Below are 19,411 nucleotides of genomic sequence, written 5' to 3' on the forward strand. Positions count from 1 at the left end.
CGTGTCCCTTACCTTGTCGCCTAGGCGACAAACCCGCAGCCATGCCGGTGGAATGTCGGGGATGCGACAAGGGGCGGGCGGGCGTGGGGGCGTCAGGCCGTCTCGCAGCAAAAGGCGACGACGTGATCCTCGTCCTCTCCGCCGGGTTCGGCGCCGAACCCCAGCAGGCCGGCGCCCACCAGCCGGGCATGGTCGCGCACCACCGCCACCGGGCGGGCGGCGCCCGCCTGGAGATAGGTGCCGTTGGTGGAGTGGTCGGTGACGATGAAGGCGCCGCGGCTGTATTCGATCACCGCGTGGCGGCGCGACGTGCAGCGGGACAGGATGCGCAGGGTGGAGATGTCGTCCCGCCCGATGGTCAGCCGCGGCTGGCCCGGCAGGAGCAGGATGTTCCGTCCGCGGTAGGACAGGTGCAGCCGCGCTTCCGCCGTCTGGAAGCCGGGGCCGGGGGAGCGTGCCAGACCGATGGTGGGGCCGTTGCCGGTGGTGGGCGGCTCCTCCGCCTCCGGTACGGCGGGGGTGAGGCTGTAGATGTGGATGGGGGCGGTCTTGCCCTTGACCCGCACCGCCTTCAGCGGCACGGCCCGTGCGGCCAGGGTGGGGGACAGGCGGCGCACCAGCGTGTCGGTGGCCAGCGCTTCACCCGGACGGGCCAGCGCTTCGACCCGTGCCGCCACGTTGCAGGCGTCGCCGTACAGATCCCCGTCCCCCTGGATGGCGGTGCCGTAATGAAGCCCGAGCCGCAGGTTGAGCCCCAGCGTTTCCTGGCTGGCGGTCATGGTGCCGGCGGCCCACACCGCATCGTCGGCGCCGGGGAAGGCGGCCAGCAGCCCATCCCCCATGACCTTGATCACCTGCCCGCCGTTGACGTCGATGACCAGCCGCAGGTGGCGCAGCATTTTACGGGTGAGCGCGGCGGCGGCGGCATCGCCCAGCCGTTCGTACAGAGGTGTCGAATCGGCAATATCCACGAACAGCAGTGCGAAAGCGCTGGCGGTGGCGGCGCCGTACGTCCGGGGTGGGACATGATACATGGTCGAAATCATATCATAGGCATCCCAGCTTCAGCCATGGCCGGCAGCCGCGGAAGGAGGGGCCGGGAAACGCCGCAAACGTTTCCCGGCCAGGAAGGAAGGGGAACACCGCAGCCGGTCCCCCTTCCTGGGGGAGGGGAGGTATCAGGCACTGCGCAGATAGGTGATGAACCGGTTCACCTCCGACGTCAGGCTTTCGGCATCGCGGGACAGGGTGCGGGACGCTCCCTCCACCTCTTCCGCCGCGGTGCCGGTGTTGCGGGCCACCTGGGTCACATCGGCGATGGTGGTGGTGATGCTTTCGGTGCCCTGAGCCGCTTCGTTGACATTGCGGGAGATCTCGCGGGTGGCGGCGTCCTGCTCCTCCACCGCGGCGGCGATGGCGGCCGTGGTTTCGCTGATGCGCACGATGGTGCGCGCGATCTCGCTGATGGCGGTCACGGCGCCGCGGGTGGCGGTCTGCATGCCGGTGACCTGGGCGGTGATCTGGTCGGTGGCCCGCGCGGTCTGGGTCGCCAGCGCCTTCACCTCGCCGGCCACGACGGCGAAGCCCTTGCCGGCCTCGCCCGCGCGGGCGGCCTCGATGGTGGCGTTCAGCGCCAGCAGGTTGGTCTGGCTGGCGATGGAGTTGATCAGTTCCACCACCTCGCCGATGCTGCGGGCCTGATCGGACAGGGCCCGGATGTTGGCGTTGGTGGCCTCCGCCCGTTCCACGGCGGCGCGGGCGATTTCCGACGATTGTCCCACCTGGCGCGAGATTTCGCCGATGGAGCTGGTCATCTGCTCCGCCGCCGCCGCCACCGTCTGCACGTTCATGGAGGTCTTCTGCGACGAGACTCCCACCTTCATCGCCCGTTCCCGGCTTTCCTGAGCCATGACGGACAAGTGCTCGGAATGGCTCTGCATCTGATGGGCCGCCGCCGACACCTGGGCCGCCAGACCATGCACCGTGCGTTCGAACTGACCGGCCAGATCCTGCAGCATGCGGCGTTTGTCGGCTTCCTGACGCAGGCGCGTCTCGTTGGCGTCCTGCTCCATGGCGCGGGTGCGGATCAGGTTGTCCTTGAACACCTGCACCGCGCCGGCCATCAACCCCACCTCGTCCCGCCGCCCGACGCCGGGCACGGTGACGGCGGCGTCACCCTCGGCCAGGCGGTGCATGGAATCCACCATGCCGTGAAGCGGCGTCACGATCGACCCGGTGATGGTCCAGGCCAACACCACCGTCAGCAGGATCGCCACCCCGGTCAGGGTGATGGAAAGGGTTTGGGTCAACTGGGCCGCGTCCTTCAGATCGCGGGAGGCCGCCTGTTCCAGTGTCACCACGTTGCGCAGGATCCAGCCCGACAGCTCCTCCACCCGGGTGCCGGTCTTGTGCACGCCGTTTTCCAGTTGCGTGCGGATGCTCCGGCGCAGGGTCACCAACTCGGCGATGCCTTGGGTATAGGCGGTCAGCAGGTCCATGGCCTTTTCCATCCGCGCCTGCCGTTCGGGGGGCAGGACGGAGACCAGGACCGCCCGGATGCTGTCGCCCACCGCGGCCAGTTCCTTTTGAATCCGCGGGTATTCCCTTTCATCGTCGGCGGCCAGCATGCGGGCCACCACCACGCGGGCCAGCAGGAAGCTTTCCCCCGCGGTGTGGGCGATGCGGATATGGGGGATCTCGGCGCTGTCCATGGCGTCCTCGATTTCTTGGGTCAGCAGCTTGCGCAGCTCGGCCCCCAGCCCGTTGACCGCATCGGCGATGATGGACAGGCGCCGGTCGTTCAGCGCCTTGACCCGTTCGAACTCCGCCATCATCGACCGGCTGGCGTCCTGGATCTGGTCGAGACGGGAGCGGTTCTCCTCCATCAGCAAGGTGGGGCGGACCTGTTCGAACAGCGCCATGCTTTCCACCATGCGGGTGCGGAAGGCGGCGGCATCGTCACCGTTGCTGGAACTCTGGAACCGCATGGCGGCGGCCACCCCGTTCAGCACGGCGCGGTCGGCGGCCTCGATGGTCTTGGCGATCTCCGTTTCCTTGTTCAGGAACGTCACCTTTTCCATCTGCGATCTGTTCAGTGTGTAGGCGGTCGCCGACAGCAGCAGAATCAGCAGAGCCATCAGCGTGAAGCCCGACCGGATGCGTGTTCCGATGGACAGGCTGGCGAGAAGGCCATGGCCGGTCCGGGGAGCGGTATGGAATTCCTGCGGTGACATCGGGTGTTGCCTTTCCAGACGGCGACGATGCTTTCCCATCTGTAAAGCAGTTTCCATGCCACGGACCCGTTATATTAACGTATTGATATGAATTACTTTACTTTGGTTGTCCTGGCGCCGCCCGTCGCAAAGTGCACTGCCTGAATCTTATTTTGCAACAAAGGGGCACCCCTGTTGTTGAAAGGGCGGCGGATCTGCCGCCGGATAAGAACAGCCAGGAGGACACCATGAAAACCGTTCTGACCGTCACCATCGAGATGGACGCCGACGGTGCGGACCGCGCCGCGCTGGAACAGGATCTGCGCGGCTGGCTGGAATCCCGTCCGCAGGTGCAGGGCGTCACCCTGTCCGACGAGGGGGCGGGCAATGTGGCGGCGTGGCGCCGCTCGCGCGAAGCGGCCTTCGGTCCGGCGCTGCACAACCCCTTCGCTCCGGCCTCGCGCCCCGGCTGAGCCGCAAGGACACGTATGAAAAGGGGGGGCGGGCGACAGCCCCCCCTGCCGCCGGTATGGGGGGATCCGCTCCAAGACCGTGCTACTACAGCCGAGATCCGTCAGTCGCGGCGGCCGCGCAAGGACGCTTCCCCGCCCAAATCGCCGACCGAGGATGCATAAATGAACTCCGCCGCCGCCGGATCCTGCGATGGGCGGCCGAAGCGGTCCGTCGCCAGGCAAACGAAGCCGGCGGCGCGCAAATGGTTCAGCAGATCGCGGTTGTCACCCCAATCGGGATGGACTTCCATCGCCAGGTTGTCAACCCGGCCGAGCCAATCGGCTCCGGCGGCGAACAGCGGATATTCCGCCCCTTCGATGTCGCATTTCAAAAAATTGATCCGGGCGCCGTCCAGGCTTCTCAGCACATCCGTCATGCTTGTCTTGCCGGGTTCGGTGACGGGAGCGATCGCCGCAACGATGCGGCGGACCGTTTCCGGTGCGATGGCGTTGGCGGCGCACAGCAGGGGGAAAACTTTGTCGTAGCCCACCTCCGGTTCGACGCCGACGGCGAGCCGCGCCTTCAGAACCTTGACGGCGATCACCAGGAACAAGCCACGGTTGGAGCCGAGATCGACCACGACGTCGGCGCGCAGGCCGGGGCGGAACGGCCGCAGGTAAACGTCGTTGGCGAACATTTCCCGCAAATTACCGAACGTGGGGTTGTCGTCCGGCACCGCCATGAGGCGGTCGATATCGCCCAACGGCAAGGCGATGCGGCTGCCGTGATACGTGATGTGGCAATTTCGGCTCATCGCCGCGTCCACCGCCGTCAGCCGGCGGCTGCGCAAGACCGGCCCGGCGCAGCGCAAGGAGGCGGCGGCCAAACGCAGAATCATGCCGGCTGACAAGACCCGGAACAAATTTCCGTATTCATACACAAGGCGGGCAACGGCGTTCATGTCACGCCCTCCGGCGCAGTCATCCGTTTCACGCCCTTCGGCGGGAGAGCGGCGTGGATTTTCAGTAACCGGGGAATGTAAGACACGGTTCTCACACTGCGGGGCGCATGAGGGCCGCCTCTTCTAACTTGGGGAATATACTCTGCTTCCGTGAGACGCCACAAAAAAGCGATCGCATCGGAAAGATGCGGTTGCGCTGAAGGGGGGCGGATGATTCCACCCCCCTTGCGCATGCCCGCGACCTGCCGCCCGTTACGACAGGGCCGCGATTTCCACGGCCCGGCGCGACGTGGCGTCGGCCCGGTGGTCCTTGGCCAGCAGGGTATAGACCGCCGGCAGGACGAACAGCGTGAACATGGTGCCGATCAGCATCCCGGCCACGATCACCAGCCCGATGGAGAAGCGGCTGGCCGCCCCGGCCCCTTGCGCGCTCAGCAGCGGCAGCAGGCCGACCACCATCGCCGCGGTGGTCATCAGGATGGGGCGCAGACGCACGGCGGCTGCGTGTTCGATGGCCGCGCGGCGGTCCAGCCCCTCGTTGATCTGCATCTCGCGGGCGAATTCCGCCATCAGGATGCCGTGCTTGGAAATCAGCCCGATCAGCGTGACCAGCCCCACCTGGGTATAGATGTTCATGGTCGCCAGACCGAAGAACAGCGGCAGCAGCGCGCCGCAGATGGACATGGGCACCGTCACCAGAATCACCAGCGGGTCGCGCAGGGATTCGAACTGGGCCGCCAGCACCAGATAGATGACGATCAGGGCGAAGACGAAGGTGATGATGAGCTGGTTGCCCTCGGTCACGTACTGGCGGGATTCGCCGAGGAAGGAGTGGGTGAAACCGGCGGGAAGCTGTTCGCGCGCCTGGGCCTTCAGGAAATCCACCGCCTGTCCCATGGTGACACCCGGCATCGGCACCGCCTGGAAGGTGGCGGCGGGAAGCTGGTTGTACTTGGTCAGGGCGTTGGGCTCCACCTCGGTGCGGATCGACACCACGGTGGACAGCGGAATCTGGTCGCCGCTGGCCGTCGGCACGTAATAGCGGGTCAGGTCTTCCGGCGTCAGGCGCAGCGAGCGCGGCACCTGCGGGATCACCTCGTACGAACGGCCGTTCAGATTGAAGCGGTTGACGTAGTTGCCGCCCAGCAGCGTGCCCAGCGCGTTGCCGATGCTGGACATGTTGAGGCCCAGGTCCGCGGCCTTGCTGCGGTCGATGTCGAAGCGGATGACCGGGCTGTTGTACTGCAGGTCGCTGTCGGTCACGATGAACATGCCGCTCTTCTGGGCCGCGCTCTTGATGCGTTCCATGGCGTCATAGATGGTGCGGTAGTCGCCGGAGGAGTTGACGACCATCTGCACCGGCAGCCCGCCCGACGAACCGGGCAGGGCCGGCGGCGAGACCAGGAAGATGCTCATCCCGGTGACGCTGGACAGGGCGGCCTGAACCTCGGGCTGAAGCTGCTTGGCCGTCTTGGTGCGCTGGTCCCACGGCTGCAGGATCATGCCGGCGAAGCCCTGGGTCAGCGACATGGCGCCGTTGACCACGAACCGGGTGTCGGTTTCGGGGTATTGGGCGAACACCTGGTCCATCTGGGCGCCATAGGCGTCGATATAGTCCAGGTTGGCGTACTGCGGCGCCTTGGTGATGCCGAACAGCACGCCCTGATCCTCTTCCGGCGCCAGTTCCGACATGACGTTCATGAACAGGAAGCCGACGCTGACCAGCACGCCCACCGCGAACAGCAGCACCGCCGGACGGAAATCCAGCGCCCGCGACAGCCGCCGCCCATACCAGCGGGTCAGCTTTTCAAAGGTGCGGTCAACGAAACGGGCAAACCGGCCCTCGTTCATCTCCGGCGTCAGGATGGCCGAGCACATCATGGGCGACAGCGTGAGCGCCACCACGCCCGAGATGATGACCGACGCGGCCAGGGTAAAGGCGAATTCCTTGAACAGCGCGCCGGTCAGGCCGCTGAGGAAGCCGATGGGGGCATAGACCGCGGCCAGCGTGATGGTCATGGAAATGACCGGGGCCACGATTTCCCGCGCGCCGATCACCGCCGATTCCACCGGACTCTTGCCCTCTTCCAGGTGGCGGTGAACGTTCTCGACCACCACGATGGCGTCGTCCACCACCAGCCCGATGGCCAGCACCATGGCCAGCAACGTCAGCAGGTTGATGGAGAAGCCCATGGCCAGCATGAAGATGCCCGCCCCGATGATGGACAGCGGGATGGTGACGATGGGGATCAGCACCGACCGGAACGAGCCGAGGAACAGGAAGATCACCACGATCACGATGGCCACCGCCTCGGCCAGCGTCTTCTGCACTTCCGAGATGGACGCCTCGATGAAGCGCGTGCTGTCGTAAACGATGTCCATCTTCATGGACGGCGGCAGGTTGCGCTTCAGGTCCGGCACCATGGCCCGGATGTCGGCCACGATGGTCAGCGGGTTGCCGGTGGGGGTGGAATCCACGCCGATGAAGATGGCCTGCTGCCCGTTCATGGTGACCGAGGCGTCGGCGCTCTTGGCCCCCAGCTCGACCGTGCCGATGTCGCGGATGCGCACCAGCGCCCCGTCCTTGGCCTTGACGATCAGGTCGCGGAACTGCTCCACGTCGGTCAGGCCGGTGTTGGCCGTGACGTTGGTGACGGTGAATGTGCCCTTGGCCTGACCGGGAGCCGACTGGAAGTTGTTGGCCTGGATGGCGGAGGTGACGTCGGCGGTGGAGATGTTGCGGGCGGCCATGCGCACCGGGTCCAGCCACAGCCGCATGGCGAACACCTGTCCGCCGAGGATCTTGGCCGACGCGACACCGTTGACGGTGGAAAGCTGCGGCTGGATCACGCGGGTGATGTAGTCGGAGATCGCCGCCCCGGACAGTTCCGTGCTGGAAAAGCCCATATAGAGGAGCGATGTCGTCTCGCCCGTGCTTTTCAGGATGACGGGATCGTTGGCTTCGCGGGGAAGCTGGTACTTGACCTGATTGACCTTCGCCATCACGTCGGTCATGGCGACGTTGGGGTCGAAGTTCAGCCGGATGTTGGCCGTGACCAGGCTGGTCCCCTGGGTGGAGGACGAGGTGAGATAGTCGATGCCCTCCGCGCTCGCCACCGCCTGTTCGATGGGGGTGGTGATGAACCCCTGCATCAGGTCGGGCGAGGCGCCGGGATAGGCGGTGGTGATGGTGATGACGGTGTTCTTCAGTTCCGGGTACTGCCGGATCGGCAGTTCGGTGAAGGCCCGCAGGCCGATCAGGAAGATCAGCAGGCTGACCACCACCGACAGGATCGGCCGGCGGATGAAGATATCGGTAAAGGCCATGTTCTGCGCTCCCCGCCGTCAGTTGAGCGGCAGCTTGGCCGGCGGCACCAGCACGTTCTTGTCGGCGATGGACACGGCGGCCCCTTCCGACAGCTTGAGCTGGCCCGACACCACCACGCGCTCTCCGGGCTTCAGCCCGTCCAGGATTTCCACGATGCCGACGTGGCGGGGGCCGGTCTTGACCGGCACGCGGGCCACGGTCAGCGCCTCCTTGCCGCCGTCGCCGGCCTTGGCGTGGACCACGAACACCGAATCGCCATAGACGGTGTAATCGACCGCGGTGTCGGGCACCACCAGAACGCCGGGCTTGGGCGGCTCCACCACCTCCACATGGGCGAACATGCCGGGGCGGATCAGCCCCTCGGCATTGCCCACCGTCGCCTGCACCTTGATGGCGCGGGTGTCGGTGCTGACCTGCGGTTCGACGGTGGTGATGACCGCATCGAAGGTGCGGCCGGGGAAGGCGTCGGTCAGAACCCGCACCTTCTGCCCGATGGACAGGCGGGGCAGCGCCTGTTCCGGCAGGCTGAAGTTGACGAACAGACGGGACAGGTCGGTCAGGGTGACGATGGGGTTGCCCGGCCCGACGTAGTCGCCCACGTTCACCTGGCGGATGCCCAGATCCCCGCCGAACGGCGCGCGGATCAGCTTTTGCGCGATGGTCGCCTGGGTCTTGCGGATGTTGGCGTTCATCTCGTCGAGCTGGGCCTGGTACTGGTCCACGTTGGTCTGCGGCCCGGCCTGGCGGCTGCGCAGGTCGCGGGCGCGGTCCAGGTTGATGGACGCCAGCTTGGCCTGGGCCTGCAAGGCGCCCAATTCGGCCTGTTCGATGGCGTCGTTGAGCTGGATCAGCTTGGCGCCGGCAGCCACCGACGCCCCCGATTCGAAGGCGATTTCCACCACGCGGCCCGCCACTTCCGGCGCCACCGTCACCTGCCGGATGGCGGTCAGGGTGCCGATGGCCGACATGAAGCGGGGAACGGTTTCGGTGCGCACCTCGGCCACCGCCACCGGGGTGGGGGGCGGCTTGTTGCCGGCGAAGAAATTGGCGATGGCCTGATCGCGCATGTTGCGGAAGGCGTACAGCCCCCCCAGCAGCAGCCCGACGATGACCAGAGCCACCACGACGGCGAACACCCGGGCGCCGCGGCGGACCGGCGGGCGTTCCGGCGCGCCGTGGCCGGAGGACGGGGAAGGGTTGGAGGTCGGCGTGCTCACGGTTGGCCTCTCTGGCTTGGCGTGTCGGGAGATGGAAGGGAGGGTGGAAGCATGCTGAGAAGCCCCTCGGCGGCAGAGGCGGCGATAACGCTGTCCTTCAGCCCCAGGCCGCGCAGGATGAACCATGTGGCCTGCCGCCCGACGTCGGCGTCGGAACAGGCATAAGGCACCAGCTTGCGTCCCGGCAGACAGACGGTGGCAAGAGATGAACTGAACAGATGAGCGAACCACACCGCCTGACTGTGGCAGCCGCAATCCGCCGCTGGCAAGGGGGTCAGGTCGCCGCACGCGGCGGCGGCGGCGATCGACGCCTCCACGCTGGGGTGCACGTGCTGGGCGCTCCAGACCAGCACCTGATGGGCGAATTCGCCGTCTTCCAGGAAGCTGGTGATGACCAGGCGGTGGCGGGCCAGTTCGGCGGGGGTGGCCGGCACCTCGATCACGAAATAGCGCACGATGCCGGCGATGAACTCCACCAGGGTGCGGGTGGACGGCGGCAGCACCATCAGGCGGGCGAATTCCTCGTCCCCTTCCAGGCAGGCGGTGAACATCGCCTCGTAAAGCGCCTGTTTGCTGGGGAAATGCTTGAAGATCAGCGCTTCGGACACGCCGGCGGCCTGGGCGATCTCCCGCGTGGTGGTGGCGGCGAATCCCTTGGCGGCGAACAGCGGCATGGCCGCGTCGAGAATCGCCAGCCGGCGTTCGCTGCTGTCCAGGCGGGAGGGGGGCATGGGCGCTCACGTGCTTTGATTGGTAAGTAAACGCTCACTCACCATGGCGATGCCATATAGGCCGGTATTCCCGTACTGTCCAGCCTGGGCTTGCAGAATTTTTCCGTGCCGGCTCCGGTGTGGTATGGGTGGCGGATCAGCCGTTTTCTTCGAGACGTTTCCGGTGCCGCCCGTCATCACCATCACCGATCCCGCCGATCCCCGCCTTGCCGCCTACCGCGATGTGCGCGAACGCGACCTTGTGGGGCGGGAGGGATGCTTCATCGCGGAAGGGGAGGTGGTGCTGCGCCATCTGGTGGCGCCTGGGCGGCACCGGCCCCTGTCGCTGCTGCTGGCGGCCAAGCGGGTGGCAGCCCTGGAGTATCTGTGGGGTGGGTTGCCGGACGATGTTCCGGTCTATGCCGCCGGGCAGGCGGTGATGGACGCGGTGGCCGGCTTTCCCCTCCACCGCGGCATTCTGGCCCTTGGACGGCGGGGGGAGCCGGTGGCGCCCGGTGATCTGCTGGCCGGTCTGGGGCCGCGGGCGGTGGTGGTGGTGGCCTGCGGCATCGGCAATCACGACAACGTGGGCGGCATCTTCCGCAACGCCGCGGCGTTTGGCGCCGATGGGGTGCTGCTGGATTCCGGCTGCTGCGACCCGCTGTACCGCAAGGCCACGCGGGTGTCGGTGGGGGCCACCCTGCGGGTTCCCACGGCGCGGCTGGACGCCGGCGCCGATCCGGTGGCGGTGCTGGAGCGGCACGGCTTCACCGTCCTGTCGCTCAGCCCGTCGGGGGCCGAAACGCTCAGCCGGCTGCGCCGCCCGGACCGGGTGGCGCTGCTGCTGGGATCGGAAGGGCCGGGCCTGCCGCCCGCGGTCCTGGCCCGCACCCGCACGGTGCGCATTCCCATGGCCGGCGGCTTCGATTCCCTGAACGTGGCCACCACCAGCGGCATCGTGCTGCACCATCTGGTGTGTGGGCTGGTGTGTGGGCTGGTGTGCGGGCCGGCGAGCGGGGAGGAATAAGGGCCGGGGTCAGACCAGCGCCACCTCCGCCCGCACGGCGTCCAGAACGGCCGGCAGGTGGGTGGCGGCGCTGCTGGCCAGGGTCGGGTTGCCGTGGACGAGCGCCTCTTCGATCAGCGAGCACAGGGACGCAAGCTGTTCCGCCCCGGCGATGCGGGCGGCCCCCGCCGCGGCGTGGGCCGCCATGCGCGCCCCCGGCAGGTCGCCATGAGTGAGGCTGGCCTCCAGCCGTCCGCGCAGCTCGTCCTCGTTCTTCAGGAACACGCCGTAGAGCTGGCGCAGAAGCCCGGCGGTGTCGCCCACGTTGCGCCGCATGCCCGTGGTGTCCAGAATCGGCGTGTCCGCCGGCCACAGGCCGTCGGGCGGAAGAAAGTGGCGGGGCAGGGCGGGCACGGTGGTGGCTCCCGGCGTGGATCGGACAGGGTAACGGCAGCGTGCCCCTCCGCCGGGGCGGGGTCAACCGCCCGGCCTTGCGGCGAAACGACGCCATCGCAGATGTTGCAGGGACCGGCAGGGCCGGTTGATGCGGTGTTCCTGACGCAAGACACGCTCGCTGAACTGGACAAGGGGGGCGCGGGTCCACTAGAAGCGGTCAGGCTCGCTTTTTCCGGCGGTTTTTCATGACGTTCCAACGGCAACTCATCCTTCTGGTCACCGGGTTGGTCGTGGCCTCGGTGCTGGCGGTTTCCGGCGTTCTGGCGTGGCACACGCGCAGCGCCATGCTGGCCAAGGCCACCTCCGACGGCGAGATGGTGGTGGGGGTGCTGGCACGCTCCGCCGCCCTGACCACCGGCCTGCCGCGGGAAGCCGAGGCGCTGGTGGCCGAACAGATGCTGGCACAGGCGCTTCTGACCGCCCAGCTCGTGGCCGTGGCCGACGCCGCCAAGATCCCGCCCCGCGTGCTGGCCGACCGGCTGCGCAGCGTCACCGACGCCAGCGCCGTCAAGGACATCGCCGTCAGCGACAACCGTGGCCGCGGCATCATCCACACCAGCCCCGGCGCCGATCCGGTGCTGGGCGCGGAAGAGGACGGGCCGGGCAGCCTGGGCGACCTGCTGCGCCGCAACGGCGCCTCGGTGGAGCAGCCCATGCGCCGCCGCGACGGCGACGGCAAGCCGGTGAAGACGGTGGCGGTGTCGGGCATCGACCGTCCGCGCATCGTGCGGGTGACCGCCGACGCCACCCGGCTGGCCGATCTGGCCGGACGGCTGGGGCTGGAGCGGCTGGTGGATTCCGTGCTGGGGACCGGAGGCATCGAGGCGGTGTGGCTGCTGAACACCGACCTGCGCACCGTCGCCCACGGCGCCCGCCTGCCCAGCGGCGAAAGCGCCCCGCTTCTGGAAACCGCCGAGGTGGAGACCCTGCGTTCCGCGCTTGCGGACCGCGCCGCCCGCAGCGTGCTGCTGCCGCGCAAGGTGGCGGTGGCCGCCCCGGTGATGGACGGGCAGGGCGCGGTGACCGGTGCGGTGCTGGTGCGGCTGGGCACGTCCGCCGCCGGACACGCCGCGCGGGTGCAGGTGATGACCGGCGTGCTGGCCGCCATCCTGCTGGGGGCGCTGGGCTGGTTCACGGCCAAGGCGTTCGCCCGCCGCCAGATGGCCCCCGTCAACCGCCTGCTGGAGGCGGCGGCGGCGGTGGAGGCCGGGCGCTTCATCCCCTTCGTCCTCGACGATGCCGCCGCCCGCACCGATGAGTTGGGTGAGCTGGCCCGTGTCTTCCGCACCATGGCGCGGGAGGCCGAAGCGCGCGAGGAACGGCTGGACGCGGCGCTTCAGGTCACCGGGGCGGAGCTTGAGGACACGCGGGAGCGTCTGCGCGCCGCCCAGGACCGGGTTGAGCACGACGCCCGCATCGCCCAGGAAATGCAGTTGTCCCTGCTCCCCCGCGCCTTCCCGGCGTACGAGGATCATCAGGTGTTCGGCGCCCTGGCCCCGGCGCTGGGCGTGGCCGGCGACTTCTTCGACGTGTTCGACCTGGACGAACGCCGGCTGGCGCTGGTGATGGGCGATGTGGCCGGGCACGGCATCGCGTCCGCCGCCTTCATGACCGTCGCCCGCACCATCTTGCAGGAGGTGGCGCCGTCGTCGCCGTCGCCGGGGGCGGTGCTGACCACGCTGAACGGGCGGCTGTGCGACCAGAACCCGGTGGGCATGGTCATCGCGCTGTTCTACGGCGTCTACGACCGGGTGACCGGCGAACTGCGCTATGCCAACGCCGATCACGTCGCCGCCTGCCGCATCACCGCGGGCGGGATTGTGGACCGGCTGCCGGTGGGCATGGCCCCGCCGCTGGGCAGCGCCGCGGGCCAGTTGTACGGCGAGGACCGCATCCGGCTGGAACCGGAGGACACCCTGGTCCTGCACACCGACGGTCTGGTCAAGGCCCGAAACCCTGCCGGCGAACCGTTCGGGGAGGAGCGGCTGATGGCCTCCCTCACCGCCGGGGCGACGGCGGCGGACGTGCAGGTCAGCCGTATCTTCGACACCGTGGCCGCCTTCACCGGCGGAACCCCGCTGTCCGACGACGTGAGCTGCATGGTGCTGCACCGTCTGCCGGTATCCGAGGTGGTGGAGGGGGCGCCCTTGGAGGATACGGAAGCGTAACCTTCCGTTCAGGCTCGGTTCAGCCGGCGGGGGGCATGTTCCTGACATGGATTGATGATCTTTTCAGGAGCAAAGCCATGTTGCCGGCTGACCAGCGTTACGATGTTCCGGCCCAGATCCTTCATTGGCTGACCGCCATCGCCGTGTTCGGCGCCTTTGTGCTGATCCAGGTGGTGGATGGGATGCCCAAGGGTCCGGAGCGCGCCTTCGTGATGGGGCTGCACAAATCCTTCGGCGTGGTGGTGCTCGCCCTGTTCCTGGCGCGGGCGGTGTGGCGCCAGATCAGCCCGCCGCCGGCCATGCCCGCCGCCACCGCCCCGTGGATGGCGGTGGCCGCCAAGGCCGGGCACGCGGCCCTTTACCTGCTGATGCTGGCGGTGCCGGTGGCGGGGATCGTCATGTCGTGGTCCGCCGGCCGCCCGGTGGACGTGTTCGGCCTGTTCACCTTGCCGACCCTGCTGCCCCCCGATCCGGCCCTGAAGGGGGCGATGGAGGAAACCCACGAGATTGCGGGCAACCTGTTCGTCTTCCTGGCCGGCGCCCACGCCGTGGTGGCCATCGTCCACCAGTACGTGCTGAAGGACGGCACCCTGTCGCGCATGCTGCCCGGCGGCCGGGCGGCGTAAGAAAAGCGCCCCCCTCGCCCCGGCGGGGCGAGGGGGAATGATGCGCGGGCCGTCAGCCGTCCGCCTGCATGCGGGCGACGATGGCGGCCAGGGCGGCTTCGGCCTCGTCGTTGGGAACCTGACAGGTGCCGGCGGCGTGGTGCCCCCCGCCGCCGTATTCCAGCATCAGCGCGCCGATGTTGGTGTTGGACGAGCGGTTGATGATCGACTTGCCGCAGGCCAGCACCGTGTTCTGCTGCTTCAGCCCCCACAGCACATGGATCGACACGTTGCACTGGGGGTGCAGCGCATAGATCATGAAGCGGTTGCCGGCCCAGATGGTGTCTTCGTTGCGCAGGTCCAGCACCGCCACGTTGCCCATCACGCGGGTGCAGCGGTCGAGCTGGTCGATGAAGCGGTGCTGGTGCTGGGTGAACAGGTCCACCCGCTCCTTCACGTCGGGCAGGGCCAGGATCTCGTCGATGCTGTGCTGGCGGCAATAGTCGATCAGGTGCATCATCAACTGATAGTTCGACACCCGGAAATCCCGGAACCGCCCCAGTCCGGTGCGTGCGTCCATCAGGAAATTCAGCAGCGTCCAGCCCTCGGGCGCCAGGATGTCGGCCTTGGAATACTGCGCCGAGTCCGCCTGATCCACGGCGGTCATCATCTCGTCCGATACGCGGGGGAAGCGGTCCTTGCCGCCGTAATGGCGATAGACCACCCGCGCCGCCGACGGGGCGGTGGCGTCGATGATATGGTTATCCTTCTTTCCAACTCGAATGGTTTCGGACAGGTGGTGGTCGAACACCAGATGCGCCCCGTCCACATAGGGCAGGTTGGTGGTGATGTCACGGCTGGTGATTTCGATCTTGCCGTCCTGCATGTCCTTGGGGTGGACGAACAGGATATCGTCCACAAGGTCCAGTTCTTTCAAAAGAACGGCGCAGACCAGACCATCGAAATCGGAACGGGTGACGAGGCGGTATTTTTTGGTGTCGCTGTGCGCGTCGCTCATGGACCTTTATCCCCAGGGCCAACCATTTTTCGGCGTGCGCGGAAGGTAAACGCAAGCCTGTGGCGGGTGCAATCGCTTAGCCGCACCCCCGCCTATTGGTCGCAGTCCCGATCTCGTTAACCGCAAGCGGCGTTTGCCCGGCTGGTTCGGCTGTTTCGCCGCAGCTTGCGATTGATTGCGTTGCGCGGGAGAAACAGATAGCATTTTGCCTATCTGAACCGGTGTTTACCGTCTTCTGTGGGATCGACCCGCGTGCCGTCTTCACTCCTCCCCGCCGAAACCGCCGTTCCGTTGGACGAGGGCACCCTGTGCGCCATCGTCGGATCCTTTCCCGGTGCGGCCATGCGCCTGGACGCCGGCGGGGGGATCGTGGCCGCCAACCCGGCGGCGGAGGAGCTGTCGGGCAGCGATGGGGCGTGGCTGGCCGACGTGCGCCATTGGCTGACCTCCGCCAGCGTGGCGCCGGGTGTCCGCGCCGTGCCGGTGGAGGCCGCCCGCGGCGCCATGGTCATCGAATGGTCGGCGGTGCCGCTGGCCGACGGCGGCGCGCTGCTTCTGGCCCGTGACGCCACCCTGGAACGCCAGCTTCGCCACACGCTGACCGAATCCCGCCAGCGCTATAAGGATCTGGTGGAGGCATCCAGCGATTTCGCCTGGGAAACCGGCGGCGACGGGCGCTTCGTCTTCGTCACGCCCAAGGGGGCGCTTGGCTATGGTGCCGACGCGCTGATCGGGCGCCACCCGCGCGAACTGTGCGTGGAGGAATGGGGCGACCTGCCGCTGCCCTTCGACACCCAGCGCCCGGTTGACCAGAGCGAGCTGTGGCTGAAGGGGGCCGACGGGTCCATGTCGTGCGTGGTGGCGTCGGCGGTGCCGCTCTACAGCCCGTCCGGCCGCTGGCTGGGCGCGCGCGGGGTGTGCCGCGACATCACCGAGCAGGTGATGCGCTCGGCGGAACTGGCCCGCGTGCGAAACCGCGAACGGCTGCTGTCCCACATTGTTCATACCCTGCGCAACCAGTTGGACGCGGGGGAGGCGCTGCGAGTCGCCACCGCCGAGACCGCCCGTGCCCTGGGCGCCGACGGCTGCCGCGTCTACCGCGGGGGGGGCTGCGGCGATGGGGTGGCAGCACTGGAGGTCATGGAGGATTTCTGCGCCGCCACGCCGCCGGAACTGGCCGGCGCCGCCCTGATGCCGCTGCTGGAACAGGCGGCGGTCAGCGATGAGCCGGCGGCGGGCGCCATCGGGGCGTACCGCCTGCTGGCCTGCGTCACCGAACACCAGCAGGCGCTGAACGGGGCGCTGGTGGTGTGGCGGGCCGACGACGCCGAACCGTGGGACGACGACGACCGTCACCTGATCGCCGGCGTCGCCGACCACATCGGCATCGCGCACGCCCATCTGGCCTATCAGGACCGGCTGCGGCGTCTGTCGGAGCGGGACGGGCTGACCGGCCTGTTCAACCGCCGCACCTTTTTCGAGCGCATGGGCGAACAGTTGGAGCGGCCCGACACCGGCCCCTCGGCCCTGCTGTACGTGGACCTGGACAATTTCAAGGCGGTCAACGACCTGCACGGCCATCAGCAGGGCGATGCGGTGCTGAAGGCCATCGGCACTCTGCTGACCGGCGGGGTGCGCCCCGGCGACCTGCCGGGCCGTCTGGGCGGCGACGAATTCGTGCTGTGGGTCGGGCGCACCGACGAGGACAGCGCGCGGGTGGTGGCCGAACGGCTGCTGAACGGCATCGCCGGCCTGCGCCACCTGTCGGCCAGCCCGGAAAAACCGCTGGGCCTGTCCATCGGCATCGCCGTGTATCATCCCGGCCTGGGCGAAACGGTGCAGGAGTTGACGGACCGCGCCGACACCGCCATGTACGCCGCCAAGGGCCGCGGCAAGGGCAATTACGCCTTCGCCGGCCCCTATCAGCCCCCATCATCCCCCGTGCCGACGGACGAAGCCGCGGAGAGCACCCCGTGACCAGCCCCGCCCCCCCGACTGCCGCGCTCGATCCCGGCAATTTTGAAAACGCCAAGATGATGGCGCAGTCTGCCGACCCCCTGGTCCGGCAGCAGGTGGCGGCGTACCCCAAGACCCGGCCCGAACTGCTGTTCTATCTGGCCGCCGACGCCGCCCCCGAGGTGCGCCACGCCATCGCCCGCAATGAATCCACCCCGCGGCAGGCCGATCTGATGCTGGCCCGCGACAAGGACGGGGTGGTCCGCCGTGCCCTGGCGGAAAAGGTGGCCGGGCTGGTGCCCGACCTGCCGGCGGAGCGCTATTCGCAGATCGAGCGGATGACGGTGGAGTGTCTGGAAACGCTGGCCCGCGACCAGGCGACGGAAATCCGCGAGATCCTGGCGGAAACCCTGAAGCACCTGCCCACCGCCCCCCACGCGGTCATCAACCGGCTGGCCCGCGACGTGGAACTGTCGGTGTGCGGTCCGGTGCTGCTGCACTCGCCGATCCTGACCGAAGAGGATCTGCTCGACATCATCCTGACCGGGCCGGTGGCCGGTGCGCTGTCGGCGATCGCCGGGCGGTCGGGGGTGTCGGCTTCCGTCGCCGACGCCATCGCGCGCTCGGACGACGAGGCGGCGATCACCTCGCTGCTGGCCAACCCCTCCGCCCAGATCCGGGAGGAGACGCTGGACCGTATCCTGGATCAGGCCCCCCAGCACGAGCCGTGGCACGCTCCCCTGGTCCGCCGGCCCAAGCTGCCGCCGCGGGCGGTGGCGCGGCTGGCGACCTTCGTCGCCGACGAACTCTTGAAGGCGTTGCAGGAGCGCACCGACCTGGAACCCGCCGCCGCCCGCCAGTTGGCCGAGGCGGTGCGCCAGCGCGTTGCCAAGGGCGCCGACGCCAAGCACCGCGGTCTGGTGGATTTCGGCGAGGACGAGTTGCGCCCCGGCGGTGCCGCCGCCGGTGGGGGCGGGGAGGAGAAACAGCCCGCCGAACGCCCCACCGACCGGGCGCACCGGCTGAACAAGGAAGGCAAGCTGACGGAAAAGGTGATCGAGGGCGGCCTGTTCGAAGGCGACCGCGCCTTTGTCATGGCGGCCTTGGCGGAATTGTCCACCATTCCGCTGGGCACGGTGGACCGCATCATCAGCACCCATTCGCCCAAGGCGGTGACGGCGCTGGTGTGGCGCACCGGCCTGTCCATGCGCTTCGCCCGTCAGATTCAGCTACGCCTTGCCCAAATTTCGCCGAAGTCGGCGCTTAACGCTCGTGAAGGCGTCGATTACCCCATGTCCCCGGATGAAATGCGCTGGCAGCTTGAATTCTTCGGGGTGACGGACGGGAAATAGGCGGCGCCGTCCCTTTGTCTCAAGACCGGGTTGGGTGCCATGGGTGTCGTGCGGGCGTGTCTGGTTTGGCTGTGTCTGGCGTGTGCGGTGTCGGTGTCGGCGTGGCCGGCTCTGGCCGCGGCTCCCCGTGCCCCGGAAGAGGCCCCGGTGGTCGCCGCGTTCGAACGCGCCCGCGGCGCGCTGGGCGCCGGGCGGGGGGCCGAGGTGCTGGGGATGCTGACCAAGGGGTCGGTGGCCAGGCTGGACGCGGTGCGCACCGCCGCCCATGCCGGCGACGGTCCCAGCCTGGACCGGTTGGATTCCGCCGGACGCTTCGCGGCCCTGGGCCTGCGCCGTTTCCTGTCCCCGGCGGAACTGCGGCAGATGAAGACCGGTGACATCGCCAACGTGGCGTTGAAGAAGGGCTGGCTCGGCCCCAACATCATTTCCCAGGCGGCCTTGGGGCCGGTGCGGGTGAAGGGCGAGCGCGCCAACGCGGTGGTGCTGGTGGATGGCCGCCCGTCGCTGGTCCAGGCCGATTTCGTGCGCGAAGGCGGGCAGTGGCGCATCGACCTGACCCAGCTTTTCAACACCTCCAGCGCCATGCTCGACAGCTTCGCCGCCATCGCCGGCAAAAGCGAGCGGCAGTTCACCGATGAGTTGTTGGAGAAGCTGGCGAAGAGGGTGGGAAAGTGAGGGTTGTGCGTTGGCCCTGCGGGATGTTCCCGCGGGGGTAGCGTGGTACGGACAGACGCACTAGACTGAATGCTGCATCATCGGAGGAACTGCTCATGACGCCCGAGAAGGAAGCCGAGCTGTTTGCCACGCTCAACCAGATTGCGGCCTCCCTGCAAACCCTCCCCGTTATTCTGGCCCGGTTGGATGGCCTCGAAAAGCGCCTGGACGATCAGGCCCGTATGATTGCCGCCCTCATTCCCACGCGGATTGCTGCGGTTCCACCGCCCGCCGCCTGATGCGGTGGCCCCTCCA

Annotated in this window: 16 protein-coding genes; 8 read left to right on the plus strand and 8 right to left on the minus strand. The window is 68.1% G+C overall.

The genetic code is table 11. The features are described from left to right. Positions 1 to 92: 92 nt before the first annotated feature. Complete coding sequence (locus M2352_RS07965) at positions 93 to 1,046, minus strand: adenylate/guanylate cyclase domain-containing protein (protein WP_264663962.1); 954 nt, start codon at positions 1,044 to 1,046, stop codon at positions 93 to 95. A gap of 132 nt (positions 1,047 to 1,178) precedes the next feature. Next, positions 1,179 to 3,233: a methyl-accepting chemotaxis protein gene (locus tag M2352_RS07970; protein WP_264663963.1), complete on the minus strand. Its 2,055-nt coding sequence runs from the start codon at positions 3,231 to 3,233 to the stop codon at positions 1,179 to 1,181. 227 nt (positions 3,234 to 3,460) lie between these two features. Here M2352_RS07970 and M2352_RS07975 point away from each other — a divergent pair, with 227 nt between their 5' ends. Beyond that, on the plus strand, positions 3,461 to 3,685 hold the full coding sequence (locus M2352_RS07975; protein ID WP_264663964.1) for a hypothetical protein: 225 nt from the start codon (positions 3,461 to 3,463) through the stop codon (positions 3,683 to 3,685). A 101-nt stretch (positions 3,686 to 3,786) separates the two neighbouring features. On the opposite strand, the gene M2352_RS07980 is transcribed toward M2352_RS07975, so the two are convergent. From M2352_RS07980 to M2352_RS07995, 4 genes are all read right to left on the minus strand, one after another. Then, positions 3,787 to 4,626 (minus strand): FkbM family methyltransferase, encoded by an 840-nt coding sequence (locus tag M2352_RS07980; protein WP_264663965.1) that lies wholly within the window; start codon positions 4,624 to 4,626, stop codon positions 3,787 to 3,789. Between the two features lie 252 nt (positions 4,627 to 4,878). Beyond that, positions 4,879 to 7,953: a MexW/MexI family multidrug efflux RND transporter permease subunit gene (locus tag M2352_RS07985; RefSeq protein ID WP_264663966.1), complete on the minus strand. Its 3,075-nt coding sequence runs from the start codon at positions 7,951 to 7,953 to the stop codon at positions 4,879 to 4,881. An 18-nt stretch (positions 7,954 to 7,971) separates the two neighbouring features. Then, entirely contained in the window at positions 7,972 to 9,171 is a 1,200-nt protein-coding gene (locus M2352_RS07990; protein WP_264663967.1) for an efflux RND transporter periplasmic adaptor subunit, read from the minus strand. Then, complete coding sequence (locus M2352_RS07995) at positions 9,168 to 9,902, minus strand: TetR/AcrR family transcriptional regulator (protein WP_264663968.1); 735 nt, start codon at positions 9,900 to 9,902, stop codon at positions 9,168 to 9,170. The genes M2352_RS07990 and M2352_RS07995 overlap by 4 nt, the downstream gene beginning before the upstream one ends. A gap of 124 nt (positions 9,903 to 10,026) precedes the next feature. On the opposite strand from M2352_RS07995, the gene M2352_RS08000 reads away from it, so the two are divergent. Continuing rightward, positions 10,027 to 10,908, plus strand: coding sequence for a TrmH family RNA methyltransferase (locus M2352_RS08000; protein ID WP_264663969.1), 882 nt, complete (start codon positions 10,027 to 10,029; stop codon positions 10,906 to 10,908). A gap of 9 nt (positions 10,909 to 10,917) precedes the next feature. Here M2352_RS08000 and M2352_RS08005 read toward each other — a convergent pair whose 3' ends face one another. Then, positions 10,918 to 11,301: an Hpt domain-containing protein gene (locus tag M2352_RS08005; protein WP_264663970.1), complete on the minus strand. Its 384-nt coding sequence runs from the start codon at positions 11,299 to 11,301 to the stop codon at positions 10,918 to 10,920. Positions 11,302 to 11,528: 227 nt separating this feature from the next. Between M2352_RS08005 and M2352_RS08010 the strand changes: the two genes are divergently transcribed. After that, positions 11,529 to 13,511, plus strand: coding sequence for a PP2C family protein-serine/threonine phosphatase (locus tag M2352_RS08010; RefSeq protein WP_264663971.1), 1,983 nt, complete (start codon positions 11,529 to 11,531; stop codon positions 13,509 to 13,511). A 77-nt stretch (positions 13,512 to 13,588) separates the two neighbouring features. Beyond that, the gene (locus M2352_RS08015) at positions 13,589 to 14,137 is read left to right on the plus strand and encodes a cytochrome b (RefSeq protein ID WP_264663972.1); all 549 of its coding nucleotides are present in this window, start codon (positions 13,589 to 13,591) and stop codon (positions 14,135 to 14,137) included. A gap of 52 nt (positions 14,138 to 14,189) precedes the next feature. On the opposite strand, the gene M2352_RS08020 is transcribed toward M2352_RS08015, so the two are convergent. Next, complete coding sequence (locus M2352_RS08020) at positions 14,190 to 15,134, minus strand: exopolyphosphatase (protein ID WP_264663973.1); 945 nt, start codon at positions 15,132 to 15,134, stop codon at positions 14,190 to 14,192. Positions 15,135 to 15,386: 252 nt separating this feature from the next. Between M2352_RS08020 and M2352_RS08025 the strand changes: the two genes are divergently transcribed. The 4 genes from M2352_RS08025 (at position 15,387) to M2352_RS08040 (ending at position 19,395) form a co-directional block, all read left to right on the plus strand. After that, complete coding sequence (locus M2352_RS08025) at positions 15,387 to 17,111, plus strand: sensor domain-containing diguanylate cyclase (RefSeq protein ID WP_264663974.1); 1,725 nt, start codon at positions 15,387 to 15,389, stop codon at positions 17,109 to 17,111. Continuing rightward, positions 17,108 to 18,442: a DUF2336 domain-containing protein gene (locus M2352_RS08030; protein WP_264663975.1), complete on the plus strand. Its 1,335-nt coding sequence runs from the start codon at positions 17,108 to 17,110 to the stop codon at positions 18,440 to 18,442. Before M2352_RS08025 ends, M2352_RS08030 begins: the two co-directional genes overlap by 4 nt. 39 nt (positions 18,443 to 18,481) lie before the next feature. Then, the gene (locus tag M2352_RS08035; RefSeq protein ID WP_264663976.1) at positions 18,482 to 19,117 is read left to right on the plus strand and encodes a YbjP/YqhG family protein; all 636 of its coding nucleotides are present in this window, start codon (positions 18,482 to 18,484) and stop codon (positions 19,115 to 19,117) included. Between the two features lie 95 nt (positions 19,118 to 19,212). Then, on the plus strand, positions 19,213 to 19,395 hold the full coding sequence (locus M2352_RS08040; RefSeq protein ID WP_264663977.1) for a hypothetical protein: 183 nt from the start codon (positions 19,213 to 19,215) through the stop codon (positions 19,393 to 19,395). Positions 19,396 to 19,411: the final 16 nt, after the last annotated feature.

Source organism: Azospirillum fermentarium (assembly GCF_025961205.1).
GTDB lineage: Bacteria > Pseudomonadota > Alphaproteobacteria > Azospirillales > Azospirillaceae > Azospirillum > Azospirillum fermentarium.